General features: G+C 52.1%; 21 protein-coding genes. 4 read left to right on the top strand and 17 right to left on the bottom strand.

Annotation, left to right across the window (positions count from 1 at the left end; translation table 11 throughout):
• Positions 1-20: 20 nt before the first annotated feature.
• From AC58P5_RS24125 to AC58P5_RS24145, 5 genes are all read right to left on the bottom strand, one after another.
• Complete coding sequence (locus tag AC58P5_RS24125; protein WP_497391147.1) at positions 21-1127, bottom strand: sugar phosphate isomerase/epimerase family protein; 1107 nt, start codon at positions 1125-1127, stop codon at positions 21-23.
• A 17-nt stretch (positions 1128-1144) separates the two neighbouring features.
• Complete coding sequence (locus AC58P5_RS24130; RefSeq protein ID WP_497391149.1) at positions 1145-1969, bottom strand: carbohydrate ABC transporter permease; 825 nt, start codon at positions 1967-1969, stop codon at positions 1145-1147.
• Positions 1970-2026: 57 nt separating this feature from the next.
• The gene (locus AC58P5_RS24135; protein WP_497391151.1) at positions 2027-2980 is read right to left on the bottom strand and encodes a carbohydrate ABC transporter permease; all 954 of its coding nucleotides are present in this window, start codon (positions 2978-2980) and stop codon (positions 2027-2029) included.
• Between the two features lie 33 nt (positions 2981-3013).
• Positions 3014-4369, bottom strand: coding sequence for an ABC transporter substrate-binding protein (locus AC58P5_RS24140; RefSeq protein ID WP_497391153.1), 1356 nt, complete (start codon positions 4367-4369; stop codon positions 3014-3016).
• Positions 4370-4639: 270 nt separating this feature from the next.
• Positions 4640-6913 carry an Ig-like domain-containing protein gene (locus AC58P5_RS24145; protein WP_497391155.1) on the bottom strand — a complete coding sequence of 758 codons (2274 nt, stop codon included), beginning with the start codon at positions 6911-6913 and terminating at the stop codon, positions 4640-4642.
• Between the two features lie 236 nt (positions 6914-7149).
• Between AC58P5_RS24145 and AC58P5_RS24150 the strand changes: the two genes are divergently transcribed.
• The 4 genes from AC58P5_RS24150 to AC58P5_RS24165 all read left to right on the top strand — a co-directional run bounded on the left by AC58P5_RS24150 (position 7150) and on the right by AC58P5_RS24165 (position 12244).
• Positions 7150-9024 carry a cache domain-containing sensor histidine kinase gene (locus AC58P5_RS24150; RefSeq protein WP_497391157.1) on the top strand — a complete coding sequence of 625 codons (1875 nt, stop codon included), beginning with the start codon at positions 7150-7152 and terminating at the stop codon, positions 9022-9024.
• A 15-nt stretch (positions 9025-9039) separates the two neighbouring features.
• Positions 9040-10098 carry a helix-turn-helix domain-containing protein gene (locus AC58P5_RS24155; RefSeq protein ID WP_497391159.1) on the top strand — a complete coding sequence of 353 codons (1059 nt, stop codon included), beginning with the start codon at positions 9040-9042 and terminating at the stop codon, positions 10096-10098.
• A 235-nt stretch (positions 10099-10333) separates the two neighbouring features.
• Positions 10334-11362 (top strand): hypothetical protein, encoded by a 1029-nt coding sequence (locus tag AC58P5_RS24160; protein WP_497391307.1) that lies wholly within the window; start codon positions 10334-10336, stop codon positions 11360-11362.
• A 417-nt stretch (positions 11363-11779) separates the two neighbouring features.
• Positions 11780-12244 (top strand): hypothetical protein, encoded by a 465-nt coding sequence (locus AC58P5_RS24165; protein WP_497391161.1) that lies wholly within the window; start codon positions 11780-11782, stop codon positions 12242-12244.
• Between the two features lie 122 nt (positions 12245-12366).
• On the opposite strand, the gene AC58P5_RS24170 is transcribed toward AC58P5_RS24165, so the two are convergent.
• The 12 genes from AC58P5_RS24170 to AC58P5_RS24225 form a co-directional block, all read right to left on the bottom strand.
• On the bottom strand, positions 12367-12822 hold the full coding sequence (locus tag AC58P5_RS24170) for a DUF6630 family protein (protein WP_497391163.1): 456 nt from the start codon (positions 12820-12822) through the stop codon (positions 12367-12369).
• 20 nt (positions 12823-12842) lie between these two features.
• A complete protein-coding gene (locus tag AC58P5_RS24175) occupies positions 12843-13817 on the bottom strand; it encodes a hypothetical protein (RefSeq protein WP_497391165.1) in 975 nt (324 codons plus the stop codon).
• A 165-nt stretch (positions 13818-13982) separates the two neighbouring features.
• On the bottom strand, positions 13983-14450 hold the full coding sequence (locus tag AC58P5_RS24180; protein WP_497391167.1) for a DUF6985 domain-containing protein: 468 nt from the start codon (positions 14448-14450) through the stop codon (positions 13983-13985).
• A 150-nt stretch (positions 14451-14600) separates the two neighbouring features.
• Positions 14601-15176 carry a pentapeptide repeat-containing protein gene (locus tag AC58P5_RS24185; protein WP_497391309.1) on the bottom strand — a complete coding sequence of 192 codons (576 nt, stop codon included), beginning with the start codon at positions 15174-15176 and terminating at the stop codon, positions 14601-14603.
• Between the two features lie 53 nt (positions 15177-15229).
• Complete coding sequence (locus tag AC58P5_RS24190; protein ID WP_497391169.1) at positions 15230-16006, bottom strand: hypothetical protein; 777 nt, start codon at positions 16004-16006, stop codon at positions 15230-15232.
• Positions 16007-16041: 35 nt separating this feature from the next.
• Entirely contained in the window at positions 16042-19092 is a 3051-nt protein-coding gene (locus AC58P5_RS24195; RefSeq protein WP_497391171.1) for an HNH endonuclease, read from the bottom strand.
• 22 nt (positions 19093-19114) lie between these two features.
• Positions 19115-19504 (bottom strand): DUF4280 domain-containing protein, encoded by a 390-nt coding sequence (locus AC58P5_RS24200; protein ID WP_497391173.1) that lies wholly within the window; start codon positions 19502-19504, stop codon positions 19115-19117.
• Positions 19505-19532: 28 nt separating this feature from the next.
• Entirely contained in the window at positions 19533-20021 is a 489-nt protein-coding gene (locus AC58P5_RS24205) for a hypothetical protein (RefSeq protein ID WP_497391175.1), read from the bottom strand.
• A gap of 86 nt (positions 20022-20107) precedes the next feature.
• Positions 20108-20656 (bottom strand): hypothetical protein, encoded by a 549-nt coding sequence (locus AC58P5_RS24210; protein ID WP_497391177.1) that lies wholly within the window; start codon positions 20654-20656, stop codon positions 20108-20110.
• A complete protein-coding gene (locus AC58P5_RS24215) occupies positions 20653-21288 on the bottom strand; it encodes a hypothetical protein (protein WP_497391179.1) in 636 nt (211 codons plus the stop codon). The genes AC58P5_RS24210 and AC58P5_RS24215 overlap by 4 nt, the downstream gene beginning before the upstream one ends.
• Positions 21285-22697 carry a contractile injection system protein, VgrG/Pvc8 family gene (locus AC58P5_RS24220; RefSeq protein WP_497391181.1) on the bottom strand — a complete coding sequence of 471 codons (1413 nt, stop codon included), beginning with the start codon at positions 22695-22697 and terminating at the stop codon, positions 21285-21287. The genes AC58P5_RS24215 and AC58P5_RS24220 overlap by 4 nt, the downstream gene beginning before the upstream one ends.
• Positions 22694-23293: a hypothetical protein gene (locus AC58P5_RS24225; RefSeq protein WP_497391183.1), complete on the bottom strand. Its 600-nt coding sequence runs from the start codon at positions 23291-23293 to the stop codon at positions 22694-22696. The genes AC58P5_RS24220 and AC58P5_RS24225 overlap by 4 nt, the downstream gene beginning before the upstream one ends.
• Positions 23294-23309 lie beyond the last annotated feature (16 nt).

The raw sequence follows: 23309 nt of genomic DNA on the forward strand, positions 1-23309 counted from the left end.
ACTTCCCTTTCGATAGTAGGCTAACTGCCGCCGGGTGCGGACACGGATGATGAGGATGGAGATGCCGGCGCCGCTGCAGATGCATTCGGGGATACCGGTGCCGTTGTTGTCGGCGCTGTTGCCGGTGCTGTCTTTGCCGATACCGGTGCTGTTGTCGGTGCCGGTGCTGTTGTTGTCGGCGCTGTTGCCGGTGCTGTCTTTGCCGATGTCGGTGCTGTTGTCGGTGCCGATGCTGTCGTTGTCGGTACCGTCGTGGGTGCCGCGGCCAATACCGTCTCCCGGATCAGCTGCCGGACCGCGTCGCGGTCATGGGCAAGCTGCTCCAGAGGCGGGTACGGGGCAAAGCATTCGAGCGTCACCCAGCCCCCGTATCCCGTCTCCCCCAGCGCCTGGAAGAGCTCGCGGTGGTCCACTTCCCCTTCGCCCAGGCGGCACTGGAGGAAATGCTCTTCTCCGAGGCGGGTGACGTTGCGGAACGTTCCCGTTCCCGGCCCGCCCGCTGCGGCGATTCTTTTCTCGTCCTTCACATGGACATGTTGCAGGCGGCTGCCCAGCACCGTCACGGAAGCGCGGCCGAAATCGGTGTCGCTGATGTACATGTTGCCCGCGTCGTGAATCAGCCCGACATTGTCTTCACCGATCATCTCCAGCAGACGGAGGGAGCTTTCCACGGTTTCGATCAGGCTCACATTGTGAATCTCCAGCAGGATCGTCTTCTCGTGTCTGCGGGCTTCCTCCGCGCATTTTCTGAGCCAGTGGGCCGCCTTCTCATAATGATAATCGGCAGCCAGGAAAGCGTTGGGCCCTCCCGGAAAAATACGGATCATGTCCGTTTCCAGATAATCCGCCCGCTCCAGCAAGCCGAGAAACTCGTCGTAAGCGGCTGCGCATTCGGAATCGCCCGATTCGGAAAACCGTCCCATATAGCCGCCCAGCACCGGGATATCCAGTACATGCTCATCGGCGAGCCTGCGGATCTCTTTCACCCTCGTCAGAGAAGTCTGGGGCGAGAGATGGGGCTCCCGGCACGCGATTTCAATCCCGTCGAAACCGAGATTCGCCGTGATTTTCATCGCTTCCTGAATGCTGTACTCCATGAGAGCGCCGCTAAATGCCGCGATTTTCATAAGAGAGCCGTCTCCTTTCATTTAATGCCCGAGGCACTGTGGTTCTGCACGAAATACTTTTCCGCGAACAGGAAAACAATCAGAATCGGCACCAGACTGAGCAGAGCGGCCGCAACCATCAACTGCTCGTTGCCGAACCACTGGCCCCCGAGGGAAAGAATCCCGATCGGAAGCGTAAACTTATCGTTCGAGGTCAAATAAATGACCGGCGTCAAAATTTCGTTCCATTTGCCCATAAACGTAAAGATCGCCAGCGTAGCCAGGGTCGGCCTCGCCATCGGCATGAAGATCCGCCAGTACACCTGGATCGGGTTGCAGCCCTCCAGTTTCGCGGACTCCTCGTACTCCTTCGGAATGTTCATGAACGCCTGTCTCATCAGGAAAATACCGAACGGCTGCGCGAGCCATTCTATGACCCATAGAGGCGTCAAAGTATCAAGCAGGTGCAGCTTATTGAAAATAATAAAATGCGGGATAATGATGACGACCGGCGGGATCATCATCGTTCCGAGCACCATGACGAACAGGGCGTTCTTCAGCGGAAACCGGAGTCTGGCGAACGCATAGCCGACCATGGAGCACGAAAGCAGCGCCCCGAACACCGATAAGAGGGCAACGGTAAAGCTGTTCAGCGTGTATCCGCCGATATTGCCGAGCTTCAGCACTTCCGCGTAATTCGACCACTGGAAAACTTCCGGTATCCATTTCGGAGGTACGGTCGTGTACTCCTTATACGTTTTGAGCGAGTTCATCAGGGCCGTCGCAAACGGGACGATCATCACCAGCGACGACAAGATAATGGCCGTATAGCGGAGAATCGTCGGCAGCCTTTTATGTTTCATACAGGGTTCTCCTTTCCGGCGGCGGAACCGCGCTAAAGTCCATCCCGGACGATACGGTCAATCGTAGTGGACCCATTTTTTCTGCACCTTCATTTGAATCAGAGTAAGTGTAAACAAGATCATAAACAGCACCCAGGCGATAGCCGAGGCATAGCCCATCCGCATGAAGGTGAAGCCCTCACGGTACAAATACAGCATCAGGACTAGGCTCGAATTGTTCGGGCCGCCCGCGGAACTGATATCGCCGCCCCCCGTCAGAACGTACACCTGCTCGAAAGCCTGGAACGTGCTGATCGTACTCAGAATGACGACCAGGAACGTGGTCGAGGAGATGAGCGGAAACGTAATCGACAGAAATTTGCGCAGCGTACCCGCTCCGTCTATTTCGGCCGCCTCGTACAAATCTTGGGGCACGCTCTGCAGACCGGCCAGATAAATGACCATGATGTAGCCGATCCCCTTCCAGACGGCAATCAGAACCAGCAGCGGGATCACGAGCTTCCCGTCCTGCAGCCAGCGCTGCGGATCGATTCCCAGCAAAGCCAGAATCGAGTTGGCGAAGCCGAAACGGGGATTGAAGATGGCGTCCGATACGTACAAAATGACCGTCCACGATGAAATCACGGGAATGAAATGGGCCATGCGGAACAGCTTCAGCCCTTTCAGCTTCTGGTTCAGCACAACAGCCAGGACCAGCGCCAGAATCGTCTGGGCCGGAACGAACAGAACCGCGAAATACAGCGTGTTCCACAGCGATTTCCAGAAGAGGGCGTCCCCGAACAGCCGCCCGTAGTTGTCCAGCCCCGTCCATTTGGGCGGGTTCATCATGTCGTACTGAGAGAAGCTGAAATAGAGCGAAGCGATAAGAGGTCCGGCGACGAACACGATAAAGTGAAGCAGGTAGGGGGAGACGAGCAGCAGTCCCCATTTCCCCTCCTGATCAAGCGGTTTGAGCTTTCTTGCCGGGGTCTGAGCTTTCGCATAGGCTTTGCCGTTCACGGTGTCGTTCATAGAAAGCCCGCCCTCCCTTCCGTAAATTGCGGTTTACTTCTTATAAAAATCATCCAGCACCTTCTGCACCGCCTTATCGGCATCCGCCAGCGCGGCGTCTATCGGAGCGTCTCCGAGGAAAGCCCGCTGGGCGTTCTCGTTGAACTTGCCGACCCACTCTTCCCACACGGCGTTGTTGTCGAGCGTCTTGGCGAATTCCAGGCTTTGAAGAAATGCTTTCCGGTTAGCCGGCTTCTCGCCCGCTTTCAGGAACACGTCGGAATTCGCGACGGATTTCTTCACCGGAATCGCTTCGCCGAGCGCCGCCCATTCCTTCTGGACGTCGTCCTCCGTGGCCCAATATTTGATCCATTCCCAAGCCGCCTGCGCCTTCGCGTCCGCCGACTTCTGGTTCACGACCCAGGAGTTCGCGATGACCGGCGACACCCGCTTGCCGTCAGGTCCTTTGGGCAGCAGCGTCACATCGTAGTTCAGCTTCGCTTCGTTGGCGGCCAGCACACGGGCGTAGATGCCGATGCGCATCGCCGCGGAGCCGCTCGGGAATACCGCCATGGAGCTCTGGAAGCTTTTCAGATCCACGGGGTCGGTAATAATGCCTCTCTTCATGCCGTCCACCATCCACTCGAACGCCTGCTTGTTCTGCGGGGTGTTGATGATGGATTTCTGGGCCGTTTCGTCCAGGACGCCGCCCCCGTAAGACTTCATCACGGAGAACCAGCCTTCCGTAATGCTGAAGAAGGTCAGCCCGAACTGGTTGACGTTCTTCGGATCGAAGCCGGATTCGTCCGCCTTCTTGCCCTTGGCGTCAAGCGTAAGCAGCGCCGCATTCTTCTTCACGTCTTCCCATGTCCAATTCTCATCGGGATAGGCAACACCGGCTTTGTCGAACAAGTCCTTGTTGTAGAAAAGCGCTCCCACCTGAATGCCCTGCGGCACGGCCCAGTACTTCCCTTTGGCGTCTTTGTTGAAATCCAGCCCGTAGTAGTCGTCCTTCTTCAAATCTTTGCCGATCCATTCGGTGAGGTCTTTAACCGCGCCCCGCTCGGCATACTTCATGACGTAAACCCCGTCCGAGAGCCACACGTCAGGCGCCTGGCCGGCCGCGATCTGCGTATCGAGCTTCTGGTAAAACTGCCCGTAAGGCGCGCTCTGGGTGTTTACTTTAATATCCGGGTGCTTCTTCATAAACTTATCGATCAGTTCTTTCATCTTCGCGTCCGACTTCCCGTCGGAATAATAGCCGAGCAGGATTTCGACCGGCTTGCCGCCGTTGTCTTTGGGACCGCCGCCCGTACCCGTCGTTTCCGTCGTCCCTTTCGAGCAGCCGGCGCCCACCACGGCCAGTGTCAATGCCGATAGGAGTACCGTCGTCCATGTTTTTCTTCTCATCTCTCTGTTCAGCCCCTTATCTCTTCAAAATGAAGTTGCTCATTCGGTGGTTGACCACCGTCGATTGTCGCAGCACCGCGGGCCGGAAGCCTCGCGCGGTGCTGCGACATTCGCGCGTTGAAACCATTTCTCATGAAGTCCGCTGCCCTCGCAGATGCGGTTCACCGGCTTAACCGGCCTTCGGGGTCCGGCAGGCCGCCGAAGAGTGCCGCAACGCACACCTGCGATTCGCGCACGCCGCTTAACGCCGGAAGCTTGGAATGCCCGCCCCTACTCCTGCGCACCGCCCCAGACGGCCGAAGCTTCCCGGGGCTTGTCGTAGGCATGCGCCCAGTAATAGCCGCCCGCCATCACCCGCCGCGGGGCGAAGCCGATCTCGCCGGACGCCGCCTGCACAAGCTCCGACACCGCGGCGAAAGTCCCGTCGCCGGCGGACCGGCCGTCCACGTACTTGCCGCCCATCCGGGTGAACCGCCCGTGGACCGCGGCCGCGACGGGCCCGCCCGTCCGCATGTCGGCCGTTTTCAGCCGGACGGTGGCTCTCGTGCCGTCATATGTCACCTGCATGCCGTCCACGATCATCGGCTTCAGGTCCGTGACGCCCGTCTTCGCGGATACTTCCGGCGAGGCCGGGCCTTCGTTCCCCGCCGCATCGAAAGCCGCTACACGGTAGTAGTACACCGTGTCCGGCAGGAGCCCGCCGTCCTTGAACGCCAGCCCGCGTGCCGTACCGGCCAGAAGCTCCCGCGTAGGCTTGAAGCCCCGCACGGTGCTCCGGTAGATCTTGTAGCCCTCGACTTCCATGTTATCGGAAGCCCGGCCGTAGGCCAGATCGATCCGCTGGTAGTCGAAAGCCGCCGCTTGTGGCTTGCCTTTCACTCCGGAAGGAGGCCGGTTGTCGGCCGGCGGCTGCCAGAAGCGGGCGCCGGGACCCCAGGCGGAAGGCAGCCCGCGCAGCGTATCGTAGTGATGCAGCGCGATTCCGCCGAATGCGGCGTTCCCCTCGAACGCGGCATACACTTTATCCAGCTCCCGCTCCATATAGGAGCGCCCTTCTTCGCTGAAGGAGATCGTTTCCGGATCGCCTCCGTCCGCGATGTCTTTGGTCTCTACGCCGAGGATGACGGAGTTCGGCTTTCCGATTTTGTTCGCGTAATCCATCTCTCCCTGCGCCTGCTGGATGATGCCGACACTGCCGTCGGCCTGGTCCCGGTAATCCATGATCGCGATATAATCCGCCGTATCCTGGATGTGTTCGGAAAGCCATTTCGTGGAACCGTTCCACGTAATACTTTTCGCCGTGTCCGACGAATCGTACCATCTCGGGATGGCGGGGCCGACCGGCAGGGACAAGCCCGACGCGTCTTTGCGCTCCATCAGCGCGGCCAGCATATCGAGATACTGGATCTGGACGTCCGGGTAGCCCGTTTTAAAATCCGGCAGCGAATACGGCTCCGTATCCACGTTCACTCCGTCAAACTGTTCTCCGGCTTCGGAAGCCAGGTTGTAGTTCAGCACTTTCTCGAATTCCCGGAGCGCCGCTTCCCTGTATCGCGGATAAGTTCCGAAGTACGGCGGAACCGTCCCTCCCGCTATCAGCGCCTGTACGCGGTATCCTTGGGCATGAGCCCATCGCACGAAATCCCGAACCTTGGGCCTCTCGTCCTCCAGCATGTCCGTGTCCCCTAATTTGTCGACCCCGAGATAAAGCGTCGTAACGGGGTCCTGCCCGAACGTCTTCGTATCCTTCGCCATCGCATCGAGTACTTTGCGGGAGCCCTGCGTCTGGATGAGGTTGTAGGACGCGTTCTCCCAGATCCACATGGAACGGTCCTGGCGGGGCAGCACGGTGACCGGCTTCGTTCCTCCCCCTCCGCCCGTCTGAACGTAGGTCGTCAGGCTCCGGCCCGTATGGCCCCGTACATCGGTCGCCCGGGCCTCGATGCTGTTCGTGCGGCTTCCCGTTTTCTTCGTCTCCCATTTGTAGGAATAGCCGCTTCCCTTCTTCTCGGCCCGCTTCCAGTTCCCGCCGTTTATGCGCACCTCCACGGATTTAACCGGACTCGCGCCGTAAACATTCACCGTTACGTCGGCAGTGCCGCTCACCTTGTCGCGATCCGCGGGACTCGTAATTGTTACCTGAGGCACGCCTGCGGCCGGATTATGCACCGTCAGGCGGGTGTAGGCCGACCAGGCGTTGTACCGGGTCGCCGTGTCCTTCGCCCTGGCGATCAGCTCGACTTCCCCGTCGTATGCGGTCGTATCCAGGTCATAATACCAGGTACCCGCATCATCGCCGTCGGGATCGTCTATATGCGCATCGGCCACTTTTTGACCGTTGATCACCAGCTCGACCTCGTAAGCTCCCGCATAAGAGCCGCCGATTCTTACCGTCCCGACCTCCAGCCGGCCTCCGTCCCTGTGGGAGTCGATCGTCAGCAGCGAAGCCGCATTCCCCCTGGACACCGGAAACGTCATTAAACCGAGCAGAAGAACCAGTGCGAGAAGAGAACCTTTTTTCCAGCCGTTCCATACGGATGTCACGGGATCATCCTCCTTGTCGGATTCATGTTTGTTTTGCGGCCCGGCAGGCGTAACGCCGTTTTTCCCCTTACCCGCGGGCGCTTTTTAACGAACCGATAAAAATAAAGCGTTTTCAATGTGTAGTTGTAGTATACGAGATGAAAAAGCGGCGCCGCATGGTTTTTTATTTACAATTGGTGTTTTTTTGCTACACTATTTTTAACTTGGACTATGAAGAACGGAAGAGGAGTGTGACGATGAAGACCCGGAATTCCCATCGCAAAATCATTTCGATCCACCGGCGGCTGTTTATTCTGATCATTTTCTTCATCGCTCTGCCCGTCCTGGTTATGGGGTGGCTCTGGTACGAATCCTCCACCCGTACGATCGAGCAGTCCGCCATCGAAACGAACCGGCGCTTTATCGAACAAACCGGTAAAAACCTGGACTTGTACATCTCCAACCTGGAAAACTCCACCTACCCCATTGTAACCAGTCCATTGACCCAGCAGTTTCTGGCGTCCGCTCTGCCTTCCGCTTACCCCTACTTCCAGCTTACGGAAAAAGTCGAAAACGATCTGTTCGCGCAAATGATTTACGGACGCTCCGATATTGTCGGTATTTCCCTGGTCGGCAAAAACAACCTGCAGATTAACGATTTCAGCAAGGCGAAAGAAATCCTGGATATGAACACGATCCGCAGCCGCAACGTCGAACTGCTGAAGCAGCTGGACACCCTCGACAATTTCGAGGTGCTCGGCTTAAACAGAGTCGGCTCCAGTCCCGTTCTGACCGTTGCCCGGAAGCTGCACAGCAGCTCGACCTATTTGTACGGGGGACTTCTGATCGTCGACCTTAACCTGCAGCAGATCGAAAATATATGCAAAGACGAATCGCAGGGGAGCTTCAATGCCTGGATCGCCTCCGCAGGCGGAGAGCTGGTCTACCATCCCGACGCCTGGAAAATCGGTACGCGCATTTCCGGGGAGCAGTTGAATCAGTTTCAGGGAGGGGAACCCGCTTCCGCTTCCTTCCGGATGGATACGCCTCAGGGAGAGGAAATCGTCATTTATGAAACCTCCCGGGTGACCGATTGGATCGTCGGGGCCAACATTCCGATGGAGACCATTATCGGGAATATGATCCGCTTGCGGAACATCTCTCTTGCCGCCGCGCTGCTGCTGTTCATGATCGCGCTTTCAATCGTAGGCGGCTATTCGCTCTCCATCACGCGTTCTCTGACCTATCTGCAAAGATTGATGGCGAAGGTCGAAAACGGAGATTTTAACGTCCGGCTCACCTCGACGCGGGAGCGCAAGGATGAGATCGGGCTCGTGTTCCGCAGCTTTTCCAAGATGGTCAGTGAACTGAACCGGCTTGTCAGGGAAGTTCATTCTTCCAAACTGAAAGAGCAGGAGCTCATTATCAAGCAGAAGGAATCGGCTCTGCAATCCATGCAAGCGCATATCAATCCGCATTTTCTGTACAATTCGCTGGAAATTATCAATTCTCATGCCATTCTCGAAAACAACCGCAGCATCAGCAAAATGACGGCGGCCCTGGCGCATATTTTCCGCTACAACACGGGGAACGCCGGACCTCTCGTGTCGCTCGGCGAGGAAACGGCGCATATCCGCTCCTATCTGGAAATCCAGACTTCCCGCTTCCGCAATCTCCAGGTGGAGATTGACGTCGAAGAACCGTGGCTCCATACCGTCTCGACCGTCCGGCTGACGCTGCAGCCCCTGGTGGAAAACGCGTTCATTCACGGGTACCGCGACAAAAAGCCCACGTATATCGGCATTATCGGCAAGCCCCGCGAAACGTACTACGCCGTCGAAATATCCGACCGCGGCAGGGGCATGAGCGCGGAGACGGCCGGGAGGCTGACCTCGCTGCTGCTTGCCGGGGTCACCGGGGAGGGGCCGGCGTATCCGGAACCGGGCGGCGCTGCTCTGGTAGGTCCGCGCGAAGCTCCGCCGGACGGCGACGTCCGCCAAGGCGGAATCGGCCTGCTCAATGTGCACCAGCGCATCCGGCTGACGTTCGGGAAGGAATACGGAGTCTTCCTCCTCTCATCCTCTCCCGGCGCCGGAACTTGTTTCGAGATCCGTCTGCCCTATACCAAATAATGAGGAGGTCTTGCCATGTACCGGATGATGATTGTCGATGACGAATACATGATCCATTTGAGCGTCCGCAAAATGGTGGAAACGTCCGGGCTGGACATTGTCATCGCGGGCGAAGCGGAGGACGGAGAGGAAGCGCTCCGGCTGCTCGGGAGCTGTTCCCCGGATATCGTCCTGACGGATATCCGCATGCCGGAGCTGGACGGGCTCTCTTTCATCGAAGCGGCGAAAAAGCGGAATGAACGGACCCAGTTCATTATTTTGTCGGGCTACAGCGATTTCGAGTACGCCCGGCAGGCGATCCGCTTCGGTGTCTCGGATTTTCTGCTGAAGCCCGTCGATCCCGACCAGTTCCGCGAAGCCCTCGGGCGGGTGTACGATCAGCTCGCCCGCAGCGAGACGAAGCTGTCCCGGCAGCATGATTGGCTGCTGACGCTGCAGGGGCTGATCGGGGAGCTGATCGAGCAGCTCTGGGCCGCCTGCGAGGACAAAGCGCAGCTTCTGGCCGGGGAGGCGCTCCGGCATTACATGAGCTCGGGCCCGGTCGAGCTCAGCCCTCCGCAGTTTGCCCAGCATTTCACGGGCATGCTGGAGACGGAGCTGGGCAAACGGGATTTCCGGTTTGCCCGCCCCTACGCAAGCCGCGAATGGCCGGCCCGTGCGGCGGATCTCGGGGAGGCCCTGCGCCAAGCCTTGAGCGCCATGATCCGCGAAATCAAAGGGACCCGCAACCTCGGGTCCCGGCAGAACATCCACAGGGCGATGCAGTACATGCAGGAGCACTTTGCCCGCGAAGATCTCTCGCTGAGCGTGGTGGCGGAGGCCATCGGCATGTCCGATGCGTATCTGAGCCGCATGTTCAAGGAGGAGACGAACGTGAACTTCGTGAAGTACCTCATCCGGTTGCGGATGGACAAAGCCAGAGACCTCCTGGAGCATACGGATTGTCCGACGACGGACGCCGCCTATCAGGTCGGCTTCTCCGATTACTCCCATTTCAGCAAAACGTTCAAAAAAACGTACGGACTTACGCCTTCCGAGCTTAGGAAGCAAAGCCGGCAGCAGCCGAACGGATAGTCCCGCATAAACAGAAGCCGCAACGGCCCCCGCCGCTTGCGGTTTTTTTGCATGGTGATCAGGTCGGAACGAGCAAAACAAACGCCCATTCTCTGGTAATTTGATTACATTTCTTGGTAACTTGATTATAACTTTTTAATTAAATAGATGAAATTATTTACATTTTTTCAAGAAGTGATAAGCTTTTTTTGTAAGAACCCAAAAAACTATAAAGGATGTGTGCCGTTTGAAGAAAATGAAGACCGCTCTCGCTTCCAGTCTCACTCTGCTGTCCCTTGTAGTCTCTCTCGCCCCTGTGTCCGCTTCGTCCAATAACCGGGAGCTGGAGAAAGAAGTCGCCGCCGGAATTACCGGTCAGGAGCGTCAGCTCATGATCGACGTCATGAAAAACCTTCCCAAAGAAGAGCGTGAAAATGTCATTTACATCGACGACAGCGGGCAAATTCATGCTAACAAAACAGAGTTGAAAGATGTCTTCGGCAAAGTAGCGGTATCGGAAGAGAATACCGTAACCGTCAGCAGTCATGAAACCTTCTCCCTGCCGAAAAACACCGACTCGCCGACACTGAACAAGAGCGCCTCCGTTACCCCGCTGGCGGGTTATGCCTGCGGAGAAGCGGGCGGCCCGTACAGACGCGTTTTCTCGAATCCCGGTTACTCTTGGTGGTCCGGCAATGTATACCTGCCTTCCAGCACCAACAATGAAGTCTACGTGAACAACGCTTCTTCCAACGATACTCCTTACATTTATACGGGTGGACACGCCAGCAACGGAGCCTCCGAAGTCGATGCCGGATTCCAGTACAGCAAAACGTACAACAACTGGGCCCACTCGATCTTTACCGGCGGTGTCTACTACCATAACAACTCGTTCCGCTTCAAGGCCGGACAAAATCTTACGTTCAAATTCTACGTACCGGCAGACGGACAAGTCGCTCTATATGCCGCAGGTATCCGGTATGACACGAATACGGCGGACAACTACACCGTTGTAACCAATGCGTCCGGCTGGAAAAAAAGCGGTGCCGGCAACGAGCTCAAACGAATCACGGCCATCGCGAGCAACGCCTCTAAGCCTTACAACACCGGCACCTACCTGAAAAACGTCAAATGGTCGAATTCTATGATCGGCACCAGCTCGACCAGCAATCATCAATGGCTTGCGTCAGATACGGGCGGCTACTGCACCTATCCGAACTCCACCCAAGTCAGCGTGAACTATGTCAACGCGGGTGAGGAGACCGTCAACATCAGCATGAACTAGCCGGGTCAGCTTTCGATTCCATTCGTTCCCGCACTCTTTCCATAAACTCATCCCTTCGGACAGGGCTTAAATAAGATAATCGGCCCTCCGTACGTAAACAGAAAAGGTATATCCCCCGTCTTGAGGAGGATATACCTTTTTACAATTTGGTTTACCCGAGCAGAGGAACGGATGCGGAAGCCCGGCCCCGCCGCCATCCATCCGCTTCTGACTGACTATCTGTCCGGTGTCCGGCATCGCGGGATAACCCTCCTGGCATAGCGGCCGCCTCCCTTTAATCAGCGAAAATGCCTCCGAAAAATTAATTCTCTATTTGAGACCAAGAAATGCCTCTCCGTAGAATACCGCCCCCCTTATCCCCATATAGTGTAAACGCAGCCTGATTTAAATCCAACTAAAAACAGAGGAGATGAGTTAATGAACGTAAAAAAATGGGTACTCGGCTTAATGACAGCCGCCCTGCTGTCGTTAACGCTGATGATCAGCGGAGCGGCCGCGGCGCCGGTAACGAGTGTACACAGCATCTGGTCGACGAAGCCTATTCAGGTGGTAGATAACGGTACCGCTTACAAAGCAAAAGCGGGGAATGTCATCATCAGTTGGACGAATCAGCCCCTGTCATCGGGTGACAGCGGTTTTTTCAACGCAATCGTTCAAGCCAACGGCAGCCAGTATGAGTTCCGGCTCGTATCGTTCGGCTCCAGCACAAACGATGAGATTATAGGCAAATTCGACATTTACAAAAACTCTACCCTGGTCGCGTCCTCCGTTGCCGGAACCGCTTACGGATTGAGCCAGCCGGTCGGCAGCTATTTCAAGTTCTACGACACAACCCAACAGTGGCATGTCTCGGCTTATATTACGAGCCGGTTCGATTATTAATCTTTAGGAAAAAGGAGATCGTGTAAATCCATACATCTTTCCCGAAAGCAAGGCTGCGAAAAAAAGGTACATTCTCCCTCCGGGAGATGTACCTTTTTTAAATCGCGACAACGTTCCTCATCTTAGAAATAATACTGTACATATCTTTCTTTTGAAGGAATTCTTTCATCATGCAGCAGATCTACTTGCAGCAATTTAGTTTTATTCTCTAGCTTGGCAATGAAAAGTGCATAAAAGTCACCAGAGGTCGGATAGCAAAATAACCCGTATCCCCTTTTCGATATGATTTTATTAGCTTCCTTTATCTTGTCAGGTAACAATTCATATTCAAACTCTCCAAGCTCCTCAAGTTCTTCTTGTGAAGCTAATTCAATGTTACGAGCAAACTCATAATCTAAAATGTAATTCACGATCTCGCGATCATGCTCACCTTTATAATCAAGATAGAGAAATTGCTTCGTAGACAGTCCATATTTTAATAGACCCTCGTGGATATCAAAAATTTCTGGGTCACCTAAAATCGCTTCTACATCTTTCCTATCATCAAATATGAGTCGCACGATATGTTCATCCGACATGCTGATATCCTCCGTAAAAATTATTGGAACAATTCCCCGTGTTTATTGGGAATATATTCGGGATAGTTCTTGCGATAGAAGTTGTCGATAAGACGCAGTAAAGGGTCCCACTCCGGGTAGGGTTCGGGATCTTTAATGTCCATTTTTGCTTCCGGCGTATTCATTAATAGATTGTCAAAATGCTCGGGGACCGATAAGCCCATCTTATTTCTTACAAAAATAAGGAACAAAATCTCATATGGGTAGAAGGCATATACAAAGTCCCCAAATTCTATGGACTGTCCCAATTCTGAAGCTAGTGTTGAATGAAATAAAGTCATTTTATTAATCAATGTCTCAATTTCTTCAAGATCAGGAGCCGACCACCGCTCCAATACCTCCTGATAAACATCCAGGTCTTCAGGTATTAAATCGCATCGCAATCCATCTTCTTCAAATTCTTCTTTTACAGCTAGATGTACTTTTTGATTGGTTCCCATAAGGGCTATATTTTTATACTGCAAATATAACTCCAGTAAAAACCAGGTATGTTTGTTCCACTCGTTAGCCCCCATCACATTTCCACCGAGGTGCACAACAATAAAGTCAAACAATATGTTTTCTTCTTTTTCCCAACCAAACATCGTGAAGTGAATTAAAGCTGTGACGACTTCTCTAAAAGAGTATCTTACTCTCATCTTAGGATAACGGATCTTATAAAGCTCTTGCGCCATACATTGATAAAACACGACCATTTGCATTTTTTTTAATTGTTCTGTTTCTTTCCCACCATTAATCAACACGTCGTTCTTCCAACCTGAGAGATAATAGGAGGAAATTGAGTCAAGAAGTATTAATAAAATATGATCTTTCTCTACGGCATTCAACTCAACGACATTGATAATTTCACTTTTGCCATCTTCATATTCTTCTTTGATATCCTCAAATTTGATCCCATCAACAAAGTTTTTTTCGTATCTTTTATACGCCATTTCTAATTTTTTAGGGTTTAGCATTATATTCTCCTTAAGGTTAATCTATTTCTTTATTCTGGCACTATGTGGAGACTAATTCATGACCCCCAATAGGAAACCTTGATAGACTTAGAGCCAACCAAGGTCAACAGGCCCCTAATTTATAGAGGGTTTTCTTTATCTATACTTAGCAAACCTAATAAAACTTTAAAGGGCAACATCTTGGTATCCTACCTTAGCGACTTCTTCATCTATTAGACGTATACCAACCCCATTTTCCACGTCCCATTTACAGTCAAACGTTAGTCCGATATATCTGCCTTCAAAGCGTCTCGCAGAAGGTACATAAATCCCTACTAGCCGGATATTTTTTAGAAGTTCGTCGATGGTGTCGATTAAGGGATAATTCTCATTGTATGAACCATCATATCCAAGCTCAAACCGTTTTTGTTGGTAATCATCTAAAATTGGTTGCAAAATACTTTGTTGAAGGTGTCCCCAGTTTTCTACTAGAGAATGAAACGAGGCATACTGATTTCCACTAAATTCACCATCGTCTTCACCGTCTACCATTAAAGCAATATCGGCTTCTTTTCCACAAAGTTCAATGGTAGCATTTCTACTCCACACATAATCATATTCAAGCTCACCGAAAACCGCATCATTAATTTTCACTTCGATAAATCTCCATTCTAATTGGTTGTAAATCCATCCTTTATTGTGGAGAGTAAAAAGATGATAGTCGGTTTCACCAACTATCATCCTTCAATCATTATGATGTTTTATGAGAGTAGACACGTAGTGATTTTTGTTCGGCATGTATATCTAAAGTTTACTTTTGACTACTTCAATGACTCCTTCATCAAATATAGCCCCATCTATTAAAGCACCAGTCCAAACTACACCATCAAGCATGGTATTTCTAAAATCTGCTTCTTCGAAATTCCCTTCTGTGAGGGTTGCACCTGTAAGATCTGCATTAGAAAAACTTGCTTGTTGAGCATTTATTCTGGATAAATTCGCGTTTTTAAATGATGAGTTACTAAACGATGATCCAATTACTTCCCCACCAGAAAAGTCAACTTCATCAAAGCAAGTTCCTCTGCACATACTTATATTAATCTTGGCTCCTTTTAAAATAGCTTTATAAAGGTTCGCTCCATTTAGAACACAATCTCCCATATCTATCTTCTCTAAGTTACTGTTGCTGAAATCAGTTTGTTCAAAATCACAATCAAGAAAGGAAGCTCTTATTAATGATGATGCTCTAAGATTTACTCTTACCGCCTGAATACAGTCTCCCATTACCTCAGATAAGTCAGTATAAGATAAATCTACACCGCTCATCTCTAGTCCAGAAATAACTTCCTTGTTTATTTTATAACTATTCAATATTTTCAAGACATTACTTCGGTCCTGTTGCCCTGTCACTTTAACCACATCCCATCTGCACTTTACCTATTGAGATAGTTTTGCCAAGCGGCGCTAGGACTAAACGTTGCGCCCATCCGATTATTGGAAAATTTCGGAACAGCTATCGCGCCAGAGGTTTCTAAATACTTCATTACTTGCAACCACCTGTTAAGTAATTCACTAGAATCAGCTTCCCATGGCTTCTCAATTACATCCATACAAATTCCTTCCCAATCAAACTCAGATACATGACCAGGTGAATTTTTCAAATACTCTCTTCCAAACAGTTCAAGAATATTATTACTAAAATAAGTTCGAGATCCTACCCCCAAAGGACCGTTCTGCAGAAACTCCACTGGTACTGGTTGTGAACACAAATTCATCCATATTTGATTACGTTCATTTTCAGTATTCCAAGGATATGCTGTTGGCCAAAATATATTTGTAATTCCGTAACGAGGTTTTGCAATATTTGATATTTTGTCAGATATCTCAAAAACCATCGACCAATGCTTTTTAGAAAGGGATTTATGGAAATTAAAATATAAAAATGATCGATTACTGAGATTTACATGAAAATAACCAGAATATTTGATAGACTTATCTCGATGAAGATGAATTTCTGTTATTCTTCCTTCTGTAACTTTCTCAATAATTTCATTTCGATTATACTCGACCTTAACCCGTTCATCATTTCCCCAGTGGGTAGGAACAAGCTTTTCATCTGACTCAAAAACATCTAAAATACGACCTAACACCTCTTCATTACTAAAAGATACTGTTGGATACATTTCAATTAAAAATAAATTTGGTGTCATTTCTATCCTCCGCTCAAAGAAATCAATCACATGAATCAGGGATCTACCCAGTAACCCCCACCTTGAATGCTTTCATCCACTTTCCAAATGCGAGTAATCTTACCACTTTCAGGATCGACATAATAAACCGTGCTCTCTTTTCCCAATGGCGCACTAGGTCTCGGTCTAGGAGGAATTGCATCTAAATTAGGGTTATCACTTGAAATAGTCACAATATGCTTACCATTGCCCGCCTCAAGCATTTCTCGTTCAGCCCGCATTTGACTATCATTATAAACAACTTGATCTTCGGAACTGGATTTGTGTTTATGGTCATGGATAAGATCAATTTCACCTTTTTCGTTTCGTGCAATACTATCTGGACGAGTAAGATGTCCTTCACTTGATTCGAAAGTAAGAACTTCACCAGTATTATTATCTTTCAATTCTCTACCTAATTGCTCTTCGAGTGCATTTCTACCTGTAATCTCCTGTTCTATTCCATTTGCTCTATTCTTTCTTAATTGTTCAGTTAATTCATCCCACTTTTTACGAGAAACCGGCTTTTCACCCTTGTCTAGCTTCTCTTCACAATAACGCTCATACCGAGCATCATCGGCTGCTTTCTGATCTCCTCGTGCGTTCGCTTCATCAATTTTTTGCCGATAATACTTTTTCCTATCTAGAGGTAGTCCTTCACTTCCACCTTTACCCGTCCCCCCAGTTCCCCCGCCGCCAACCGTACGGGTCACAGCCTTAGAAGAACTTTGTAAGACGTTCGCACTGTTTGTAACGGATTTCCCTAAATGATTGCCTATTTGATTGGCAGGCAACGGTGGGCCATCAAAAGCAAATTCGTAACCGAACCTTGGCATCTGGACGCTATTCTGAATTTTCCGACCCAGTTCTTTGCCCATTTGGCCTAAATCGGCAATGTCTTTGGTTAATCTGTTGACGGATTTATTCAGTGTTCCGGTTACAGAACCCGCTATACTTTGAGCAAATTGCTGGGTTTCCTTCATGTAGCCCTTGCCCAAACTCGTACCCCAATCATTTAAATTCCCTACAAATTTTCCAAAACCTTCTCCTATTTTGCCAAATCCGTCCGCTATCCACTTAGGAGCTATTTTAGTGGCTCCCTGTGAGATATATTCACCTATCGTCTTCTGGGCTATCTTGGCATCCAGCAGACCTGCCGTTCCAAAACCGACCCCTGCAGTGAACAGCACTTGTCCCCAACTGAATCCCGAATCGCCGTCGGTAAGTTGACTGACGATACTTTCGGCGGCGCCTGAGACGCCCCCTACAACCATCTTGCCCAGTATCGGGGCGCCTGCGCCCAATGGTCCGAATACGGCTCCGGATACGGCTCCGATAACGGATTCTCGGAAAGCATCCGCCGCATAATCTCCAAAGTCACTGACTTCTCCGCGCGAGATATCCGAGATGGCCTTAGCCGCCACTGCCGCTGTTCCGGCGGCTGCCGCTCCGGCAGCCACGGCGGCAATGACAACGGTACCTGCCCCCAATGTCGCTACCGTTACGGCCGCAACAACAGCTACGACCGCTACAATGGCTAGGGCGCCGACAACATTTCCAAGCAGCTTCCCCCAACTGAACTTCTTCTCCGGCGGCGGTTCGGGCGGAGGTGGCGGCGTCCCCTTCTGCGGCTCATCGTTGTACGGCGGGTACGAAGTCTGGTCCCTTCCCTCCGCAAGTACGTTCTCGCTGAGGAAGTGGTACTCGCCTTCAATCGCAAATCCGCTCTGCGCCGCCAGCTTCTTCGCCATCAACTGGCTCGTCGCCTTGATCACGATCCGTTTGGGCGTATACAGCGAGATGTCCTCTCCGGCATTCAGCGTCAGCTTCTTGTGGCTCGTAATGGTGACGCCGCTCGCATCGTCAAAGCTCAGCTTCAGCGGCTCTTTGCTGCCGCCTGCCACGTTGACCGCCGTCGGCGTCAGCTCGACTTCGCTTCCGTGCTCCGTGCCGAAATACCGGTTGCTCGGATTGCCCGTCTTGGCGCAGCTGTCTCCGTTCTTGCGCACGCAGTCGATCACCTTCGCGTTGCCGCAGCTGTCGTCGGGCAAATATAGGCTCGCATCGGTGCCGGCCTTCGGCATGCAGTACATGGCATTGCCTGTCGGCGGCGCAAAAGCGAACCAATGCGCCGAGGCTTTCGGCTGCTCCTTGTCGATCGTCAGGTGAAGCTTGACGAGCTCCCCTTTTACGTCGAGCACCTTGCCCTCCAGCGAGATACCGGTCAGCTTGTCGTTATGGAGGCTCGGCTGGTACATGCCCTCCAGACGTGAAAGGCGGTACGTGTATTTCAGCTGTCCCGCTTCCATCCGGCCGGCTGCTTCACTGACCCGCATCGGCTTGTCCTTGAATCGGAGCTCTTCCCCAATGGCATAGCGGCTGCCGCTTTCGAACTCATAGCCGAAGAAATCCGTATCGTGCAGCCCCGCTCCGCTGCCGCCCGCTTTCTGATACGCCAGCAAATCCTTAAAGGCTTTGTAGGACGTATCGGAAGGCAGCGTACGGCTCTTGAGCTTTGGGATGCCGAAACTGAATTTGGGCTGAACGCTCCAAATATCGCTGATGAGCACCGTGTGAAAACGGCTCGCCAGCCGCTTGAGCAGCTCCCAGTCCGTTTCATCGTACTGGATAACCGGAGCGCCGATAGGCACGCCTGCGCCAGCTTCGCAAATGACATCGTGGCCGGGATAATCCGACAGGATGGCGGCAATCAGAGCGGGATAATCCATATCTGCCTGCTGAAAAGAACGCCGTTTCCTGCGGACATCCAGCAGATAGCTGCCGGCCATCGCCTCGATTTCAAGGGTGTATACCCCCTGGGTAAACACGACCTGAACGTCCGTGATTAAACCTTTGAAGATAGGCTCATCCCCATCTTCGCCGCTTTCAACTACTTGTATTTCATCCTTCAAGGAAGCTTCGAGTACCGCGCCGACATGATCCGCATCATCCACGATGCCGCGCAGTTTCATCCGTCCGTGCTCGCCCGGCTTCCAGGTAATCTCCACATGATCAATCCGCTTCATCCGGTAGGGAGATGTTACCCTGATCTGGTCGTAACCTATCATACTCCGTCAGCCTCCGATCGGATTAATTGTCATGCTGTCCGTCGCTTAAGAATTTAATGACACCCTCTAGCTCACAGTGCAGCTCGGAGTCTGTCGTTAATGCCGGCTTGCCGGCCACCTTTGTAGTTTCTTTGGAATGGGTCCATTTGGCCAATATGGACGGCAGACACGGTTTCCCGGAAATGGTTTGTCCGCTCTCGCTGATCAAAAAAATCGTTTCCCCGCTTTGATTCAGCGGACTTGTGCAAATACCGAAATGGGAAATATTATCCGGCCTAAAATCCTCTTCGTTCATCATAGGTTTCTCGTTCACGTAAGAGCCGTGGCTGTTAGGCAGATTGATGTGCCTTTTATGGGTTCCGCACTGGCATTGAATGTACGCTCCCCTGACTACATACCGGGGTCCTGTCATGACGTGCCGCCTCCTCGGTCAACATGATTTATAACCGTTCTATCTGTTGTTTTTGCTTAGCTAAGGCGTCTACAGCCGCCCCGGCCCGTTCCCTACCGAGCTTCTCGCTCAGCTTATCCACAAATTCCGCGGATCCCACGCTCATTAGGGGAACCTTGACGGCTTGACGCGTCCCCTGCAAAATAAACCGGCCGCCGAAAAAGCGGGAGTAGCCGACTTTCTCAATATCCGAAAAGGAGATCGTTTTACTTGCGAACCAGCTATGAGAACGTACTTCATGATCGGTCACGATCGTTTTAGACAACAGCAGGAAAATAGCGAGGAATCCGAGAATGAACGCACACGCCCCGATAATCGCTATGAACTGCCCGCTTTCTTCCACATCCATCTCCATAGACGGCATCAGAAGCAGAGCACTTACCGCACATAAGAAACCAAGGCTCACCAGCCAGCGAAACGTTCCCAATCGGACCAGTTTCAGGTCTCCTGCGGAGTTTCTTTTTGCGGGTCCAAACATGGGATTAAGCATTTTTTCTGTCATTTTTCTTACAATTGAGATGTACATGGTCCCAAATAATCTCGCTTTCTATGAATAATTTTCGGCTATCCCAAGTTTCCCGTATCTTCTTCAACCGCCGCGCGTTCCAGCCGGATTCCGGCGAAATCTCGTCGCAGCAGGCTTTCGGCGACATCCAGACGGATGATGATCAACGGCTTGGCGCTTTCTTTGATCTTGAAAATTTTGCGTCCCGCCAGCTTGCTTCTCTGAAGGACCAGCTTCTTGATCACGGTTCCGTCCCGGTTGAGCTCGCTGGAGGGGCTCAATACCTCCGCCTCTTCAAAAAGAGGCAGATAGTAATTGCTCTGCTTCCGCTGAACCCTGTCCATCAGGGGAATGAGCTTGACCGGCAGATCCGGCTCATAGGCGGCCGCGATTCGTTTCAGCCGGTCGGAGATCAGATACAGCTGCCCGTCCAGCACATCCGGGTACTCCGTTTCCAGGGTTGACTTTACCTGCATTACAACCGTGTCGGCAATCCGGTGTGCTCTATCCGGACGAATATCCCGGAGATCGATCCGGCTTCTCACATCAAGAAGAACCGGCGCGTCCGTGCAGCGCTCGTCCTGCTTCAGCACAAAGTAATCCATCATCCGCTTAGAGCCTCCCCGCTTGCGCCGCTTTGCGATTCCAGCGAACCGTGCAGAAGCTGGCACTCATCCCGGTATTCCCCGGCCAGTAAGGCGATTTCCGGAACCTTGTTCATCTGTTGATAGTTCTTGCAAGCAAGAAGCTGCGGCACCATATTCCTCATAAATTCCACGGTCAGCAGATGATATTTCACGGCTTCGATCTGCTTGATACGGTCCAAATCTGCGGAAGTGATACGCCTTGCATAAGATTTCTTCGTCTCCTCCAGCGCTTCCATGCGCCGGAATAACGGGGTGAATATAAATTCCGCCCTCCACTCCGACCGGCAATCCGCCGTATCCGTCAACCAGTTCTCATCGTAAGCCTCAATCCGGTAACAAGGGCTGTTCTCCATTACACTTGTCCGCATAAGGGAAAAGTAGATGTACCGGATATTTCCCTTACACCCTTTGGCTTGGAGTTCGGCCGCTTGTCCGCAAACCGCCTCGAAAGCGGCAAGAAACTCCTCTTCTATCCGCTGCCGGTGTTCTTGATAGACGGCATCAACCGTCATCAGATCTTCCTGCCACTTGCCGAATATGTGCTTCTCCAGGAAGTCCTCCATCGCCGCCTCTTTATCCATCCGTCTGCTCATTCGATGTTGACCTTGGCGCCGCTGATTTTGACTTCATCCATGATGCTCAGGCTTGCATCTGCCTGCTTCAGGTCAATGCCTTCTTCCCCTTGAATGAGCACCTTGCCGCCTCCGGTAATTTCGATGTCTTCCATCGCCGATATGGATATTTTTTTGTGGCTGTTGATCTCGATTCCGCCGTCGTCGGTAAGACGCATCAAGAGGCTGCCGCTGCCGATAATCTCAACGGAGCCGGGCTTGAATACAATTTGCTTGCCGTATTTGGTGCTGATGCTCTTAACGGAGGGATCGCTGCGCTTCTGGGGATCGGAGGAATCGGTATCCACGGAACTGGCGGCATAGGCGTTCTTCTCCTGCTCGTCCGGGAAATACAAACGGACCTCGTCCCCGACCTCGGGCATGCAGTACCAGCCACTGCCGTCGGGAGACGAATAGACCGTCGAGTACGGGAACCACAAGGCTTCATCGGAAGATGATTTCCCGTCGATATGAAGCTTGACCTTCACCTTGTCTTTGGATACGTCCTTGATAGACCCGAACAGTGAGGTGCCGGCCAGCTTATAGGCATACAAGGTCGGGCAGCTGAAGCCCTGCTTGTCTCTTAATTCATACCGGCTGGTCAGCGTGCCACCTTCCATCCGCGTGCTGGCCCGGTATACGTACAGCTTCCTCCGCTGAAACGTAACCGGACTGCCCAGCTCCAAAATCATGCTGCTGCTGACCTCATAACTGATGCTGTTCTGTTCGTCGATGCCGGAGACGCCGTTCTCCGACTTCCGCTTGAAGTCCTTCAAATTTTTGCGGATGCTGTAGTTGTAGGCGTCGAGTTTATGAGGCTCTCCCAGGTCAGGAACGCCGACATAGCATTTCATGCCCTTCTGCGAACAGAGCGGAATCAGAGGCAGATGCAGACGGGAAGCCAATCTCCTGGCGAATTCCCAGTCCGTTTCCTTGTATTGGACGACCAGTCCGCCAATGCTTGTTCCTCCGGAAGCCTCCACGACAACGTCCGAGTTCGGATATGGACCCGCGATGCGCTCTAACAACCCGCGATAGGTCTGCTGCTTATTTTGAAAAGAACGGGTAGCTTTCCGGATGTCCATCAGTAGTGTCGAACTCTGGGCTTCGATGGTTAGAGTGCGGACATTGTGCACAGCCTTTACGGCCATATTGGTTACGATTCCTTGGAAAATGACCGTCGCACGCTCTCCGTCACGCACCGAAACGGCAACCTGTTCATTCTCATCGGCCTGCTCCACGTACCGGTCCAGCATCTCTTCCGGAACGATCCCGCTGATCGTCAGCTTGGCATGCTCATTGACTGTTTTGTCCAGACGGAGGTCCATAATCTTCTCGAATTTGTACGGCGCAACGGAAATGTCGGCAAATGAAAACACCGTTTGGCTCATGCTGGCTCCGCCCCTTCCTCCACTTGAACGACCCGGATGGCGCGCACGATTTGAAAAGCCACGTCCCTCCAGGCCTCATACTCGTCGTATTTGCAGCTGAAAGTTCCCATGAGGGTCTTGCCTCCCAGCTCCAGAAAAAACATCAGATTATAGAGAAAAGCATCCAGCGCCGGACTTTTGAACTCGAAATAGCCGACCTGTTTTCCATGGACTTCCTCGATGCCTTCCGTAAAAAACACGTTGGAGGGATTCACTTTTTTAAGGATCGTTTTCATCCCCTGAGTCAATTCCTCGACCCATCCCTCCTCCAGGTCTTGATCGATCCGGTTAAGCGTAATATTGATGCTGCCGTCCTCATTGGTTTTGATCGTTTCCGGCCGCTGGGAATGAGGGTATTTGATAGCACTTAATGCTTCGGGCATGTCCGTGAATTCTTTCGGGATAAATACCAGAAGCTTGTCATCGTAAAAAGCCTGCTGCTCAAACTCGTAATAACGTTGTCCGATCCGCACAGGCCCTTCGCCAATGGTGTTTGTTTTTTGGGATTCTTCCATCTTGTTCAGCATCGCAATAATCTTCTCGTCCGAAAACGCCACGGCACTTCCCGCCCTT

This window comes from Paenibacillus sp. JT31N7, from assembly GCF_059692095.1.

Bases quoted from the DNA above. Each gene is read 5' to 3' on its own strand.
- AC58P5_RS24125 (WP_497391147.1), bottom strand. From the start codon at position 1,127: ATGAAAATCGCGGCATTTAGCGGCGCTCTCATGGAGTACAGCATTCAG.
- AC58P5_RS24130 (WP_497391149.1), bottom strand. From the start codon at position 1,969: ATGAAACATAAAAGGCTGCCGACGATTCTCCGCTATACGGCCATTATC.
- AC58P5_RS24135 (WP_497391151.1), bottom strand. From the start codon at position 2,980: ATGAACGACACCGTGAACGGCAAAGCCTATGCGAAAGCTCAGACCCCG.
- AC58P5_RS24140 (WP_497391153.1), bottom strand. From the start codon at position 4,369: ATGAGAAGAAAAACATGGACGACGGTACTCCTATCGGCATTGACACTG.
- AC58P5_RS24150 (WP_497391157.1), top strand. From the start codon at position 7,150: ATGAAGACCCGGAATTCCCATCGCAAAATCATTTCGATCCACCGGCGG.
- AC58P5_RS24155 (WP_497391159.1), top strand. From the start codon at position 9,040: ATGTACCGGATGATGATTGTCGATGACGAATACATGATCCATTTGAGC.
- AC58P5_RS24160 (WP_497391307.1), top strand. From the start codon at position 10,334: ATGAAGACCGCTCTCGCTTCCAGTCTCACTCTGCTGTCCCTTGTAGTC.
- AC58P5_RS24165 (WP_497391161.1), top strand. From the start codon at position 11,780: ATGAACGTAAAAAAATGGGTACTCGGCTTAATGACAGCCGCCCTGCTG.
- AC58P5_RS24170 (WP_497391163.1), bottom strand. From the start codon at position 12,822: ATGTCGGATGAACATATCGTGCGACTCATATTTGATGATAGGAAAGAT.
- AC58P5_RS24175 (WP_497391165.1), bottom strand. From the start codon at position 13,817: ATGCTAAACCCTAAAAAATTAGAAATGGCGTATAAAAGATACGAAAAA.
- AC58P5_RS24190 (WP_497391169.1), bottom strand. From the start codon at position 16,006: ATGACACCAAATTTATTTTTAATTGAAATGTATCCAACAGTATCTTTT.
- AC58P5_RS24195 (WP_497391171.1), bottom strand. From the start codon at position 19,092: ATGATAGGTTACGACCAGATCAGGGTAACATCTCCCTACCGGATGAAG.
- AC58P5_RS24200 (WP_497391173.1), bottom strand. From the start codon at position 19,504: ATGACAGGACCCCGGTATGTAGTCAGGGGAGCGTACATTCAATGCCAG.
- AC58P5_RS24205 (WP_497391175.1), bottom strand. From the start codon at position 20,021: ATGTTTGGACCCGCAAAAAGAAACTCCGCAGGAGACCTGAAACTGGTC.
- AC58P5_RS24210 (WP_497391177.1), bottom strand. From the start codon at position 20,656: ATGATGGATTACTTTGTGCTGAAGCAGGACGAGCGCTGCACGGACGCG.
- AC58P5_RS24215 (WP_497391179.1), bottom strand. From the start codon at position 21,288: ATGAGCAGACGGATGGATAAAGAGGCGGCGATGGAGGACTTCCTGGAG.
- AC58P5_RS24220 (WP_497391181.1), bottom strand. From the start codon at position 22,697: ATGAGCCAAACGGTGTTTTCATTTGCCGACATTTCCGTTGCGCCGTAC.